The organism is Streptomyces sp. NPDC018045 (assembly GCF_044327445.1).
In the GTDB taxonomy this organism is placed as follows: domain Bacteria; phylum Actinomycetota; class Actinomycetes; order Streptomycetales; family Streptomycetaceae; genus Streptomyces.
Genome location: NZ_JBIRFL010000010.1, coordinates 1760 through 17108 on the forward strand (window position 1 = coordinate 1760; position 15349 = coordinate 17108).

A 15349-nucleotide genomic window follows, 5' to 3' on the forward strand; every position below is an offset into this window, starting at 1 on the left:
TCAGTGCTCTTGGGAGGAATTGCCGTCGAGTGCGGCCTGTACCAGGTCGGCGACGTCCATGGCGTCGATCGACTCGTCGTAGGCGTCCGCCGCCGGCGCCGCTGCGGTGTCGCCGTCCGATCCCGCGGTCTGCTCGGCGGCGAGCTTCAGCAGGGGTTCGAGCACGCCGATCTCGCGGAGCCGGGCCACGGGGACGGAGGCGAGCAGCGCCCTGATGCCGGAGGAGTCCGGGTCGCCGTCGCCGGCGGCCCCCTCCCCCGGGCCCTCGTCGGGGACGAGCAGGCCCAGCAGGTGGTCCGCCAGGGCTGCGGGATTGGGGTGGTCGAAGACGAGGGTGGCGCTCAGGTTCAGTCCGGTCGCGGCGCCGAGCCGGTTGCGCAGTTCGACGGCGCTCAGGGAGTCGAAGCCGAGGTCGCGGAAGGCCCGGTCGGCGGCCACGGCGTCGGCCGTGGGGTGTCCCAGTACGGCCGCGGCCCGGTCGCGGACCAGCTCCCGTACGGCTCCGGGGCGTTTGGCGGGCGGCAGGCCCGCCAGCTTCTCGCGCAGCGCGTCGCCCGTGGTGCCCTCGCCGGTGTCCCCGGCCGCCTCGGGTCCGGTGTCCCCGGCCGGCTCGCCGAGCAGCGGGCTGGGCCGTACGGCGGTGAAGGAGCGGACGAAACGGTCGCGTTCGATGTCGGCGACGACCTCGGTGGGCCGCCCGTCCATGACGGCCCGGCGCAGCGCCACGACGGCGAGGTCCGGGTCCAGCGGGCGGATTCCGGTGCGCCGGGCCACGTCGGCCGCCCGGTCGTCGGCGGCCATGCCACCACCGCCCCACACGCCCCAAGCGAGGGAGGTCGCGGCCAGGCCCTGGGCCCGGCGCTGTTCGGCGAGCGCGTCCAGGAAGGCGTTGGCGGCGGCGTAGTTGGCCTGGCCGGCGTTGCCGACCGCTCCGGAGGACGAGGAGAACAGGGCGAACGCCTCCAGGTCCAGGTCCCGGGTGAGGTCGTGCAGCACCAGGGCCGAGGCGGCCTTGGCGCGGAAGACGGCCTCGTAGCGGTCCGGGGTGAGGCTGTCCAGGACGCCGTCGTCCAGGACGCCCGCCGTGTGGATCACGCCGGTCAGGGGCGCTTCCTCGGGGATGCCGGCCAGCACCTGCGCGAGCGCGTCGCGGTCGGCGGCGTCGCACGCGGTGAGGGTGACGTCCGCGCCGAGCGCGGTGAGGTCGGCGCGCAGCTCGTCCGTGCCGGGCGCGTCCGGGCCCCGGCGGCTGAGGAGCAGCAGGTGCCGGGCCCCCGCCGCGGCGAGCCGGCGTGCCACGTGGGCGCCCAGGGCTCCGGTGCCGCCGGTGATCAGAACGGTGCCGGTGGGGTTCCACTGCGCCGTGCCGCGTCCGCCCGGTACGGGCACCAGCCGGCGGCCGAGGGCGGCGGCGGGCCGGACCGCGATCTGGTCCTCGCCGCCGGGGGCCGCGAGGGTTGCGGCGAAGTGGGCCGTGGACCGCTCGTCGAGGGTGGCGGGCAGGTCGATCAGGCCGCCCCAGCGCCGCGGGTGCTCCAGCGCGGCGACGCGTCCCAGGCCCCAGACGGCGGCCTGGGCGGGTCCGGGTACCGGCTCGGAGGGCGCGGTGGCGACGGCGCCGCGGGTGACGCACCACAGGGGTGCGGTGAGGTCCGCGTCGCCGAGCGCCTGGATCAGGGCGGTGGTCAGGGCCAGTGCCTCGGGGGCGTCCGCGCCGGGTGCGGGTGCGGTGGCGAGGGCGAGCAGGGACACCACTCCGGTGAACGCGTGCCCGTCGGCGGCCAGTGCCCGCAGTCGCGCGGTCAGCGCCGCCCGGTCGGGGCCGGGCGCTTCCAGCCGTACGGTGTCCGGTCCCAGGGCCGCGACGGCGTCGGCGGCCCAGGGGTCGTCGCTGTGTCCGGCCGGGAGCACGGCGAGCCAGGTGCCCGCCGGAGCGTGGGAGGGCTGGCGGATCAGGGGCTGCCAGGTGATCTGCTGTCGCCAGCCGTCGACGGTGTGCTCCTCGCCGCGCCGACGGCGCCAGTCCGCGAGCGCGGGGAGCACCTTGGCCAGCGCGTCGCCGTCGACGTTCAGTGTCGTCTCCAGCGAGGCGAAGTCGGCCTCGCCCACCGCCGACCAGAAGCCGTCGTCCTCGCCGCCGGCCGCGGTGGTTTCGGCGGCCGGCTGGGTGGCCGGCCAGTACCGCTGGTGCTGGAAGGGGTAGGTCGGCAGGTCGGTGCGGCGGGGTTCGGCCGCGGCCTCCGCGAGCAGGGCCGTCCAGTCCGGGGCGGCCCCGTCGGCGTACAGCCGGGCGAGGGCGGTGACCGCGGACTCCTGTTCGCCACGGTCCTTGCGCAGTACCGGTACGGCCTGTGCCGGCGAGGACACCGCGTCGAGGGTTTCCTGGGCCATGGCGCACAGCGCGCCGTCGGGGCCGAGTTCCAGGAAGACGGACACGCCGCGCTCGGCGAGGGTGCGGACGCCGTCGCCGAAGCGGACGGCCTCGCGAACGTGCCGCACCCAGTAGTCCGGGGAGCACACCTGCTGTTCGGTCGCCGCCTCGCCGGTCACGTTGGACACGAGCGGGATCGCCGGGGCGCCGTAGGCGACGCCGCGGGCGACGCGTCGGAAGTCCTCAAGGATGGCGTCCATGTGCAGTGAGTGAAATGCATGGCTCACCCGCAAACGCCTAGTCTTGCGCCCGTCGGCGGTGAACTTCTCCGCGATGTCGAGGACGGCGGTCTCGTCGCCGGACAGGACGACCGACCGCGGTCCGTTGACCGCCGCGACGGACACGCCGCCGGTCAGGTGGGCCCGGGCCTCCTCCTCGGTGGCCTGTACGGCGACCATGGCGCCGCTCGCGGGCAGGGCGTTCATCAGCCGGGCCCGGGCGGCCACCAGCCGGCACGCGTCGTCCAGGGAGAGGACCCCGGCCACGTGCGCGGCCGTCAGCTCGCCGACGGAGTGCCCGGCGGCGAAGTCCGGGCGGATGCCCCAGGACTCGACCAGGCGGAACAGCGCCACCTCGACGGCGAACAGGGCGGGCTGGGTGTAGCCCGTCTCGTTCAGCCGCTCCGCGTCCTCGAACATGACGTCCCGCAGGGGGCGGTCCAGTTCCGCGTCCATCCGTGCCGCCACCGCGTCCAGGGCCTCGGCGAACACCGGGAAGCGCGCGTACAGTTCCCGGCCCATGCCCACGCGCTGGGAGCCCTGGCCGGTGAACAGCACCGCGAGCTTGCCGCGGCGCTCCACCGCCCGGCCCCGCAGGACCTGGGGGGTGTCGCGTCCGTCGGCGAGCGCGGCCAGGCCCGTGAGCAGTTCTTCGCGGTCTTCGGCGAGGACGGCGGCCCGGTGGGCGAAGGCCGGCCGGGTGGTGGCGGCGGACAGTGCGAGTCCGGCGACGGTGAGGCCGGGCCGGGCGGTCACGTAGGCGTGCAGTTGCCGGGCCTGGGCGCGCAGCGCTTCCGGCACGGCGCCGGACACGGGCACCGGCAGCGGTCCTCCTGCCTCCTGGGGGCGCTCGGGTGTGTCCGCCACGGTGTCCGCGGGCTGCTCGATGATCACGTGGGAGTTGGTGCCGCTGGCGCCGAAGGCCGAGATGCCGGCCCGGCGCGGGCGGCCGGTACGGGGCCAGTCGGCCGCGTCCGTCAGCAGTTCGACGGCTCCGGCGGTCCAGTCGACGTGGGCCGACGGCTCGTCGATGTGCAGGCTCCTGGGCAGCACGCCGTGGCGCATCGCCAGCACCATCTTGATGACGCCGGCCACGCCCGCGGCCGCCTGGGTGTGGCCGATGTTGGACTTGACGGAGCCCAGCAGCAGCGGGCGCCCGGGCTCGCGGCCCTGTCCGTAGGTGGCCAGCAGCGCCTGGGCCTCGATGGGGTCACCCAAGGTGGTGCCGGTGCCGTGCGCCTCCACGGCGTCCACGTCGGCCGGTGCCAGCCCCGCGTTGGCCAACGCCCGCTGGACGACGCGGCGCTGCGAGGGGCCGTTGGGCGCGGTGATGCCGTTGCTGGCGCCGTCCTGGTTGACGGCGGAGCCGCGCAGGACCGCGAGGATCTCGTGTCCGTTGCGGCGGGCGTCCGAGAGCCGTTCCAGGACGAGGACGCCCACGCCCTCGGACCAGCCGGTGCCCGCCGCGGCGGACGCGAAGGGCCGGCAGCGGCCGTCCGGCGCGAGGGCTCCCATCTCGCCGAACTCGACGAAGTTCACCGGGCTGGACATCACCGTCACACCGCCGGTCACCGCGAGGGAGCACTCGCCGCCGCGCAGGGCCTGGGCGGCCAGGTGGAGTGCCACCAGGGACGACGAGCATGCCGTGTCGACGCTGACGGAGGGGCCTTCCAGGCCGAAGTGGTAGGCCACCCGGCCGGAGAGCAGGCTCGCCGACTGCGCGGTCTGGGCGTGGCCGAGCTGGCCCGCCTCGGGCCGGTAGTCGCCCGAGCCGCCGCCGATGAACACGCCGGTGTCACCGCCGCGCAGCCCGGCCGGGTCGACGCCGGTGCGCTCCAGGGCCTCCCAGGTGGCTTCCAGGAGGATGCGCTGCTGCGGGTCCATCACCATCGCCTCGCGCGGCGAGATCCCGAAGAACCCGGGGTCGAAGTCGGCCACGTCGTAGAGGAAGCCGCCTTCGCCCGTGACGGTCCGGCCGTGGCCGTCCCGGTCGCCGTGCAGGAGGCGGTCCAGGTCCCATCCGCGGTCCGTGGGGAAGCCTCCGACGGCGTCCGTTTCGCCCATGATCAGCTCCCACAGGTCCTCGGGCGAGCGGACCCCGCCCGGGTAGCGGCAGCTCATGCCGACGATGACGACCGGGTCGTCGGACACGGCCGCGCCCGCCCGTACCGCCGGGGCGGCGGACGGTGCGTCGCCGTCCTCGCCGAAGAGTTCGGCCCGCAGGTGGCCGGCGAGCGCCTCCGCCGTCGGGTGGTCGAAGACGAGGGTGGCGGGCAGTGCGAGACCCGTGGCGGTGGCGAGCTGGTTGCGCAGGTCGACGGCGGTCAGCGAGTCGAAGCCGAGGTCCTTGAAGGCCGGGCCGGACGGGACGGCGTCGGCGTCGGCGAAGCCGAGCACCGTGGCCACCTCGGCGCGGACCAGGGCCAGCAGCGCCTCGGTCCGCTCCGCGGCCGGCCGGCCGGCGAGCCGGGCCTTCAGCCCGGTCGCGGTGTCCCGCTCGGCGCCGGCCGGTTCCGCCAGGGCGGCGCGGGCTTCGGGCAGTTCGGTGAACAGGGCGCCGCCGCGGCCGCGGGTGACGGCCGGCGCGAACCGGTCCCACCGTACGTCGGCGACCGTCACGGAGGCCGCGTCGGCGCCGACGCAGCGGGCGAGTGCGGTCAGGGCTCGTCCGGTGTCCATCGCGGGCAGTCCATTGGCGCGCAGGTGCGCGGCCAGGCTGTCGTCGGTGGTGTCCGCCCAGCCGCCCCAGGCGACGGCCAGGGCAGGCAGTCCGCGTGCGCGGTGGCGCCGGGCCAGGGCGTCCAGCAGGGCGCCGGCCGCCGCCTCCGTTCCCCGGCCGCCGGCACCCCAGGTGGCGGCGATCGTGGAGTAGAGGACGAACGCGTCCAAGGGGCGTTCTCCGGCTGCCGCGTCGGCCACGGCGGCCAGGGTCTCCACCTCCGCGCAGAGCGCGGCCAGGGCGGTGCCCGGCTCGCCGTCGCCGGAGGGTACGTCCGCGGCGGTGTGGATCACGGCGGTCAGCGGCGCCGTCCGCGGGAGCGCGGCGAGGGCGGTCAGCAGTGCCTCGCTGTCGGCCGGGGCGCCGGCGAGCTGTGTCAGCTCGGTGCCCAGGGCGTCGAGGTCGGCACGCAGCCGGTCCCCTTCGGGCGCGGCGGGCCCGGCCAGCAGGATGTGCCGGGCGCCCTGTCCGGCGAGCCAGCGGGCGGTGTGCCCGCCGGCGCCGGCCGCGTCGCCGACGACCAGGACCGTGCCGGACGGCTGCCACGGGGCCGACGGGGTGCCGGCCGCGGCGCGCGTCAGCCGGCGCCCGAAGACGCCCGAGGGCCGCAGCGCCACCTGGTCCTCGCCGCCCGCGCCGGACAGTACGGCACGGAACCGGTCCGCCGAACGCCGGTCGAGTACCTGGGCGATGTCGACGAGGCCGCCCCAGCGGTCCGGGTGTTCCACGGCCGCGACCCGGCCCAGCCCCCACACCGCGGCCTGGGCGACGTTCACGTCCGTCTCCGAGCGGCCCACGGCCACCGCGCCCCGGGTGACGTACCAGAGGCGGGCGTCGATGCCGGCTCCGGCCAGTGCCTGCACGGTCTCGTCCGGCCGGAACGCGGCCACGGGAGCGGCCTCTTCGGCGGTCCGGGCCGTGAGCAGGGCGACGACTCCGGCGAACTCGGCGCCTTGTGCGGCGAGTTCGGCCAACCGCTCGGCCGGTACGGAACCGTCGGCCGGGTCGGTCTCGACGCGGACGGTGTCGGCGCCGAGGGCCGCGACCACGGCGGCGGCCCACTCGTCGTCGGCGGCGTCCGCCGGGACGAGTGCCAGCCACGGCCCGGGAAGCGTGCTCGCCGGGGTGCCGGTGAGCGGCTTCCACGTCACCTCGTAGCGCCAGCCGTCGACGGTCGAGCGCTCGACGCGCTTGCGGCGCCAGGCGGACAGGGCGGGTACGAGGGCGCTCAGCGCGGCGTCGTCGAGGTCGAGGTCGGCGGAGAGCGACGACAGGTCCTCGCGTTCCACCGCCTCCCAGAACTCGGCGTCCACCGGCTCCTGTTGCGTGGCCGGGGTGTGCCCGGCGGGCGCGGTCTCCGGCCAGAACCGCTCCCACTGGAACGGGTAGGTGGGCAGGTCCACGCGCCGGGCCCCGGTACCGGCGAACCAGGCGCCCCAGTCGACCCCGGCCCCGGCCACGTAGAGCTGCGCCAGGGCGGTGAGCAGGGCCGTCTCCTCGGGCCGGTCCTTGCGGAGGGCGGGGACGGCGATCGCCGTGTCGTCCAGGGTGTGCTGGGCCATCGCGGTCAGTACGCCGTCGGGGCCCAGCTCCAGGAACATTCCGGCGCCTTCGGCGGCGAGAGCGGCTACTCCGTCGGCGAAGCGGACGGTCTCGCGCACGTGCCGGACCCAGTAGGCGGCCGAGCACACCAGCTCCGCCGTGGCGATCCCACCGGTCACGTTCGAGACGAGCGGGATGCGCGGGGCCTCGTACGACAGTCCTTCGGCGACGCGCCGGAAGTCCTCCAGCATCGGGTCCATCAGCGGCGAGTGGAAGGCGTGGCTCACCGGCAGGCGCCGGGTCTTGCGGCCCTGTCCGGCGAACTCCTCGGCCAGGCGGTGGACCCGGTCTTCGGCGCCGGCGATCACGACCGCCTCCGGGCCGTTGACGGCCGCGACCGAGACACCGTCCACCAGCCGTGCGGCGGCCTCGTCCGCCGTGGCCTGGACGGCGACCATCGCACCGCCGGCCGGGAGGGCGTTCATCAGCCGTGCCCGCGCGGCCACCAGGCGGCAGGCGTCCGCCAGCGAGAACACCCCGGCCACATGGGCCGCCGCGATCTCGCCGATCGAGTGGCCGGCCACGAAGTCCGGCCGTACGCCCCAGGACTCGGCCAGCCGGAACAGCGCCACCTCCACGGCGAACAGCGCGGGCTGGGTGAACCCGGTCTCGTCCAGGCCGGGTGCCGCGCCAAAGATCACGTCCCGCAGCGGGCGCTCCGGCTCGGCGTCGAAGTGCGCCAGTACGGCGTCGAGGGCGTCCGCGAACACCGGGAACCGGGCGTACAGCTCCTGGCCCATGCCGGCCCGTTGGGCACCCTGGCCCGAGAACAGCACCGCGAGCTTGCCGGTGACCTCCTGGGTGACGCCGCGCGCGAGTTCCCGTACCCGCTCTCCGTCGTGTGCCAGTACGGCGCGGTGGCCGAGCGCGGACCGGCCGGTGGCGAGGGAGTGGCCCACGTCGGCGGGCGACGGGCCGGTCAGGGCGGAGAACCGCTCGACCTGTACGGCGAGCGCGGCCTCCGAGCGGGCCGACACCGGCCACGGCACCAGGCCCGGCACGGCGGCGGGCCCGTCCGGCACGGCCTGCTCGGGGTCCGGCGTCTTTTCGGTGTCCGGCGCCTGCTCGATGATGACGTGCGCGTTGGTGCCGCTGACGCCGAAGGCGGAGACACCGGCCCGCCGGGCGTGCCCGGTCTCGGGCCAGTCCTGCTGTTCGGTGACGAGCGAGACCGTGCCGTCCGTCCAGTCGACGTGCGAGGACGGGGCGTTGACGTGCAGGGTCTTGGGCAGGACGCCGTGGCGCATCGCCAGGAGCACCTTGATGGTGCCGGCGACACCGGCGGCGGCCTGGGTGTGGCCCAGGTTGGACTTGACGGCGCCGAGCAGCAGCGGGCGCTCCCGGTCCGGCCCGTAGGCGGCGATCAGGGCGTGCGCCTCGATGGGGTCGCCGAGGGTGGTGCCGGTGCCGTGGGCCTCGACGACGTCGACGTCGGCGGGGGTGAGGTCGGCGTCGGCGAGGGCCTGGCGGATGGCGCGCTGCTGGGCCCGGCCGCTGGGCGCGGTCAGCCCGTTGGAGGCGCCGTCCTGGTTGACGGCGGTGCCGCGCACGATGCCCCATACGTCGTGGCCGTTGCGGCGGGCGTCGGAGAGCCGTTCCAGGACGAGGACGCCCACTCCCTCGGACCAGCTCGTGCCGTCGGCCGCGTCGGCGAAGGGCTTGCAGCGGCCGTCGGGGGCCAGCCCGCCCTGGACCGTGAACTCGGTGAAGGAGTCCGGGCTGGACATGACCGAGACACCGCCGGCCAGGGCGAGGGTGCACTCGCCGCTGCGCAGGGCGTTCGCTGCCATGTGCAGGGCGACCAGCGCGGAGGAGCAGGCGGTGTCGACGGTGACGGCCGGGCCCTCCAGGCCGAAGGCGTAGGAGAGGCGGCCGGACATGACGCTGGCGGTGTTGCCGGTGGCGACGTGGCCGCGGATGTCGGCGGTGCCGGTGCTCCGGCGCAGGAGCGTGGCGTAGTCCTGGCCGTTGGTGCCGACGAAGACGCCGGTGCGGCTGCCGCGCAGGGTGGCCGGGTCGATGCCGGCGCGCTCGAAGACCTCCCAGGTGGTCTCCAGCAGCAGGCGCTGCTGGGGGTCCATGGCCAGGGCCTCGCGGGGCGAGATGCCGAAGAAGGCGGCGTCGAAGAGGCCGACACCGTCGAGGAAGCCGCCTTCGAGGGTCGCGGAGGCGCCCTGGGCGAGGGCGTCCAGGTCCCAGCCGCGGTCGGCGGGGAAGCCGGAGATGGCGTCCTCGCCCTGGCTGAGCAGCGTCCAGAGGTCCTCGGGCGAGCGGATGCCGCCGGGGAAGCGGCAGTTGATGCCGACGACGGCGATCGGGTCGTCATCGGCGGCCCGGCCGCCCGGGGCGGGGGCGAGCCGGTCGGGTTCGGGCAGGTCGCCCTGGAGTTCGGCGAGCAGGAAGTCGGCGAGGGCGGTCGGGGTCGGGTGGTCGTAGACGAGGGTCGCGGGCAGTTTCAGGCCGGTGGCGGCCGTGAGGGTGTTGCGCAGTTCGACGGTGGTCAGCGAGTCGAAGCCGAGGTCGCTGAAGGCGCGGTCGGCGCCGATGCCCGAGGTGCCGGTGTGCCCGAGGACCGCGGCCACCTGGGTGCGGACCAGGTCCAGGACGAAGCGCGGGCGCGCGGCCGGGGAGAGGCCGGCGAGCCGCTGCCGCAGGGCCGGTTCCCGCAGGGCGGTTTCCGGTGCCCCGGCGGCCGGGGTGGCCCGGCGCAGTTCGGGCAGGTCGCCGACGAGGGGGCTGGGGCGCATGGCGGTGAACACCTGCGCATAGCGCTGCCAGTCGATGTCCGCGAGCGTCAGCGCAGGGGTGCCGTGCTCGATCGCCCGCCGCAGTGCGGTGAGGGCGAGCCGCGGTGCCATGGGGGTGTAGCCGCCGCGGCGCACACGTTCCTGGACGCCGGTGCCGTCGGCCGCCATGCCGGTCTCGGCCCAGGGGCCCCAGGCGATCGAGGTCGCGGGCAGCCCGTGGGCGCGGCGGTGTTCGGCGAAGGCGTCGAGGAAGGCGTTGGCGGCGGCGTAGTTGCCCTGGCCGGGGGCGCCGAGGGTGCCGGCGACGGAGGAGAAGAGCACGAAGGCGGTCAGGTCCCGGTCGCGGGTCGTCTCGTGCAGGGCGCGGGTGGCGGTGACCTTGGCGCGCAGTACGGCGGCGAACTGCTCGGGGGTGAGCGTGTCCAGGGTGCCGTCGTCGACGGTGCCGGCGGTGTGGAACACCGCGGTGAGCGGGTGCTCGTCGGGGATCGCGGCCAGTACGGCGGCGAGCGCGTCGCGGTCGGCCGTGTCGCACGCGGCGACGGTGACCCGGGCGCCCGCTTCCTCGATCCGTGCGGCGAGTTCGGCGGCGCCGGGCGCGTCGGCTCCGCGGCGGCTGACCAGCAGCAGGTGCTGGGCGCCCGCCGCGGCGAGCCAGCGGGCGACGTGGCCGCCGAGGGCGCCGGTGCCACCGGTGACGAGCACGGTGCCGGTGGGGCGGAACGGCTCCGCCCCGGAGTCCGGTGCGGCGCGGTGGTGCGCCAGCCGGCGCGCGAAGGTCGCGGTGGCGCGTACGGCGATCTGGTCCTCGCCGCCGCTGTCGGTGAGGACGGTGGCCAGACGGCGCAGGGTGGTGCCGTCGAGTGCGTCGGGGAGGTCGACGAGACCGCCCCAGCGCTGCGGGTGCTCCAGCGCGGCGACTCGGCCCAGGCCCCAGACGGCGGCCTGGGCGGGCCGGGCCGGGTGCTCGGTACGGTCCACGGCCACGGCGGTGCGGGTCACGCACCACAGGGGGGCCTCGATGCCCGCGTCGCCCAGGGCCTGGACGGCGGTTGCGGTGAGCAACAGCCCCGTGGCCGTGGCATCGCCGGTGTTGTCGGCGCTGTCGGCGCCGTCGGTGCCGTCGCCGGCCGTCGCCAGCAGGGACAGGACGCCCGCGAACGCACCGTGCTCGGCGGCCGCCGCGCTCAGCCGCTCGGCCAGCTCCCGGCGCTGAGGGCCGGAGACGTCGACGCGTACGGCGCCGGTGCCCAGCACGGCCACGACCGGGTCGAGCCAGGCCGCCTCGCCGTCGGCCGGTGCGAGCACCAGCCAGGTCCCGGACGGGCGTCCGGCGGCGGCCGGGCCGGTCAGGGGCTTCCAGGTGGCCCGGTAGCGCCAGCCGTCGACGGTGGAGCGCTCCCGGCTCGTGCGCCGCCAGGAGGAGAGGGCGGGCACCACGGCGGTCAGGGTGTCGTCGTCCAGGTCCAGCGAGGAGCCCAGCGACTCCAGGTCCGCGCGCTCCACCGCCGACCAGAACTCCGCGTCCGCCGCGTCGGCGGGGAGTGCGGGCGCGGTGGCGCCGGCGTCCGCCTCGGGCCAGTAGCGCTCGCGCTGGAAGGGGTAGGTGGGCAGGTCGGTCCGGCGGGCGCCGCTGCCCGCGAACACGGCGCTCCAGTCGACGCGTACGCCGTGGAGGTGGAGCCGGGCCAGCGCGGTGGTCAGTGCCGGGGCCTCGGGCCGGTCGCGGCGCAGGGCCGGGACGGCGGTGGCCCGGTCCTGCTCGCCGGCGCCCTCGCGTACCGCGCCGCTGAGCACGGCGTCCGGGCCGAGTTCGAAGAAGGTCGTCACCCCGTGCTCGGTGAGGTGCCGTACGGCGTCGGCGAAGCGGACGGTGCCGCGGACCTGTCCGGTCCAGTACTGCGGCGCGGCCAGTTCCTCGTGGGTCAGGAGCGCGCCGGTGACGGTGGACACCAGCGGCACGGTGGGCGCGTGGCAGGTGACGGAGCCGACGGCGCGGGCGAAGTCCGCCAGCATCGGGTCCATGTGCGGCGAGTGGAAGGCGTGGCTGACGCGCAGCCGCTTGGTGCGCCGGCCGAGTTCCCGGAAGTGGTCCGCCACGGCGAGGACCGCGTCCTCGTCGCCCGAGACGGTCAGGGACGCCGGGGTGTTGACGGCGGCGACCGCGGCCCGTCCCGCGTACGCGGTGAGCACGGCGGCCACCTCGTCCTCGGTGGCCTCCACGGAGGCCATGGCGCCGCCCGGAGGCAGGGCCGCCATCAGGCGGCCGCGGGCCGCGACGAGGGTGCAGGCGTCCTCCAGGGAGAGGACCCCGGCGGCGTGCGCGGCGGCGAACTCGCCGATGGAGTGGCCCGCGACGTAGTCGGGCCGCAGGCCCCAGGACTCGACGAGGCGGAACAGGGCCACTTCGAGGGCGAAGAGGGCGGGCTGGGTGTAGCCGGTGTCGTCCAGCAGCGCGGCCTCGGGGGTGCCCGGCCCGGCGAACAGGATCTCCCGCAGCGGGCGGTCGAGTTCGAGGTCGAAGCGGGCCAGTACGGCGTCCAGGGCCTCGGCGTAGACGGGGTGGCGGTCGTAGAGTTCGCGTCCCATCTCCGGGCGCTGGCTGCCCTGGCCGGTGAAGAGGAAGGCCAGCCGGCCGTGGTCCGGGCGGCCGGTGAGGAGCGCGCCGTCGGGGTCCGCGTCGCGCAGCGCGGTCAGGGCGCGGGCGAGGGTGCCGGGGTCGTCGGTGACGACGGCCGCGCGGTGCTCCAGGGCGGCGCGGGAGGTGGCGAGGGAGAACGCGAGGTCGGTGAGCGGCAGTCCGGGGTGGTCGGCGAGGTGGGTCAGCAGCCGCCCGGCCTGGGCGCGCAGGGCCTCCTCGGTGCGTCCGGACAGGACCAGGGGGACGGGGGCGGGGTCGGCCGGGCGGGCCGGTGCGACGCCGGTGCCGGTGCCGGTGCCGTCCTCGGGTTCCTCCTCCGGTGCCTGTTCGAGGATGGTGTGGACGTTGGTGCCGCTGAGCCCGAAGGAGGAGACGCCCGCGCGGCGCGGGCGGCCGGTGCTCGGCCAGTCGAGGGGCTCGGTGAGCAGGCGGATGGCGCCGGAGCTCCAGTCGACGTGCGAGGAGGGCCGGTCGATGTGCAGGCTCCGCGGTACGGCGGCGTGGCGCAGGGCCATGACCATCTTGATGACGCTGGCCACGCCGGACGCCATCTGGGTGTGCCCGATGTTGGACTTGACGGAGCCCAGGAGCAGCGGGTGCCGCGGGTCGCGGTCCCGGCCGTACGTGGCGAGCAGGGCCTGCGCCTCGATGGGGTCGCCGAGGGCGGTGCCGGTGCCGTGGCCGTCGATGACGTCGACGCCGTCGGGGTCCACCGTGGCGTTGGCCAGGGCCTGGCGGATGACGCGCTGCTGGGACGGGCCGTTGGGCGCGGTCAGTCCGTTGGAGGCGCCGTCCTGGTTGACGGCGGAGCCCCGGATGACGGCCAGGATCTGGTGGCCGTTGCGGCGGGCGTCGGAGAGCCGCTCGACGAGGACCAGGCCGACGCCTTCGGCCAGGCTCATCCCGTCGGCCTGGTCGGAGTACGCCTTGCAGCGGCCGTCGGGGGCCATCGCGCGCTGCCGGCTGAAGCCGACGAACGCGCCGGGCGTGGACATGATGCTGACGCCGCCCGCGAGGGCCAGCGAGCTTTCGCCGTTGCGCAGCGACTGGCAGGCCAGGTGCAGGGCGACCAGGGAGGAGGAGCAGGCGGTGTCGAGGGAGACGGCCGGGCCCTCGAAGCCGTAGGTGTAGGAGAGCCGGCCGGACAGGACGCTGGAGATGGTGCCGGTGATCAGGTGTCCCTCGGCACCTTCCGGGCCCGCTCCGAAGGCGCCGTAGTCCTGATAACTGGCGCCGATGAAGGTGCCGGTGCTGCTGCCGCGCAGGGTGGCGGGGTCGATCCCGGCGCGCTCCATCGCCTCCCAGGAGGTCTCCAGCAGCAGCCGCTGCTGGGGGTCCATGGCCAGGGCCTCGCGGGGCGAGATGCCGAAGAAGGAGGCGTCGAAGTCGGCGGCGTCGTGGAGGAAGCCGCCCCGGGTCGAGTAGGTGTGGCCGGTCCGGTCGGGGTCGGGGTCGTAGAGGCCCTCGGCGTCCCAGCCGCGGTCGGCGGGGAACTCGCCGGTGGCGTCCCCGCCCTCGGTGACCAGGCGCCACAGGTCCTCCGGTGAGCCGACGCCGCCGGGGTAGCGGCAGCTCATGCCGATGATGGCGATGGGCTCGTCGTCGGCGGCGGTGGCGGTGCCCGTGGCCGTGGCGGTGGCGCCGGCGGCGGGCCCGGCGAGGGACGCGCGCAGGAAGGCGACGAGGGCGAGCGGGTCGGGGTAGTCGAAGACCATGGTGCTCGGCAGCGCGAGCCCGGTCACGGCGGCGATCCGGTTGCGCAGGTCGACGGCGGTCAGCGAGTCGAAGCCGACGTCGCGGAAGGCGCGCCGTTCGGAGAGCACGTCGGGTGAGGCGTGGCCGAGCGCGGTGGCCGCCTCGGTGCGGACGAGGTCCAGCAGGAGGCGGTCCTGCTCGACGGGGACCAGCCCGCGGAGCCGGGTGGCGAACTCGCTGCCGGAGTCGGCGGCCTGGGCGGTGTCCGCGGCGAGCCGCTGGACCTCGGGCACGTCCTCGAAGAGCCGGGTGGGCCGCGCGGCGGTGAAGACGGGGTGGTAGCGCTCCCAGTCCACGTCCGCGACGGCCAGCACGGTCTCGTCCCCGTCGAGGGCCTGGCGCAGGCCGGTGAGGGCCAGGTCCGGGTCCATGAAGACGAGCCCGCTGCGGCGGATCTGGCCGGGGTCGACGCGGCCGAGCTTGAGGTCGTCGGCCCAGATGCCCCAGGAGACGGCGGTGGCCCGGGCGCCGCGGGCGCGCCGGTTCTCCGCCAGGGCGTTCAGGTAGGCGTTGCCGGCGACGTAGGCGGCGTGCGCGCCGCTGCCCCACAGGCCGGCGGTGGAGGAGTACAGGACGAAGGCGTCGAGGTCGTCGCCGAGCAGGTCGTCCAGGTGCCGGGCGCCGGTGACCTTGGCGTCCAGGACCTTCGCGAAGGCGTCGTGGGTCGTCTCGTCCAGCGTCGCCAGCTCGATGGTGACGGCGGTGTGCACGACGGTGCGTACGGTGCGGCCTTCGGCTTCGAGCGCGGCGAGCATCCGGGCGACCGCCTCGCGGTCGGTCAGGTCGCAGGCGACGACCGTGGCCGCGCACCCCGACTCGGCCAGTTCCCGGACGAGTTCGTCCATGCCGGGCGCTTGCGGGCCGCGGCGGCTGGTGAGCACGACGTGCTCGGCGCCCTGCCGGGCGAGCCAGCGGGCCAGGTGCGGGGCGAGCGTGCCGGTGCCGCCGGTGACGAGGGTGGTGCCGCGCGGCGTCCAGGGACCGGCCGGGGCGGGGGCCGCGGGGGCGGCCCGTACGACGCGGCGGGCGAGGACGCCCGAGGCGCGCAGGGCGAGCTGGTCCTCGCCGGTACGGCCGGTCAGGACGGCGGCCAGGCGTTCGGCGGCCCGCTGGTCGAGCTGCTCGGGCAGGTCGACCAGGCCGCCCCAGCGCTGCGGGTGTTCGAGGGCGGCGGTCCAGCCGAGGCCGAGGATCCGGGCCTGGCCGGGGCGGGTCAGCCGGTCGGCGCGGCCCGTG

1 protein-coding gene (only partly in view) is annotated in these 15349 nt (G+C 76.1%); it reads right to left on the reverse strand.

Annotated elements, in window-relative coordinates; genetic code table 11:
* Nucleotides 1-15349, reverse strand: partial view of a type I polyketide synthase gene (locus ACH4EB_RS22815; RefSeq protein ID WP_398349394.1) — the 3' portion only. Its footprint extends 13172 nt past the window's final position; the window shows 15349 of its 28521 coding nt (coding positions 13173-28521); its start codon lies beyond the right edge, outside the window; it ends in the stop codon at nt 1-3.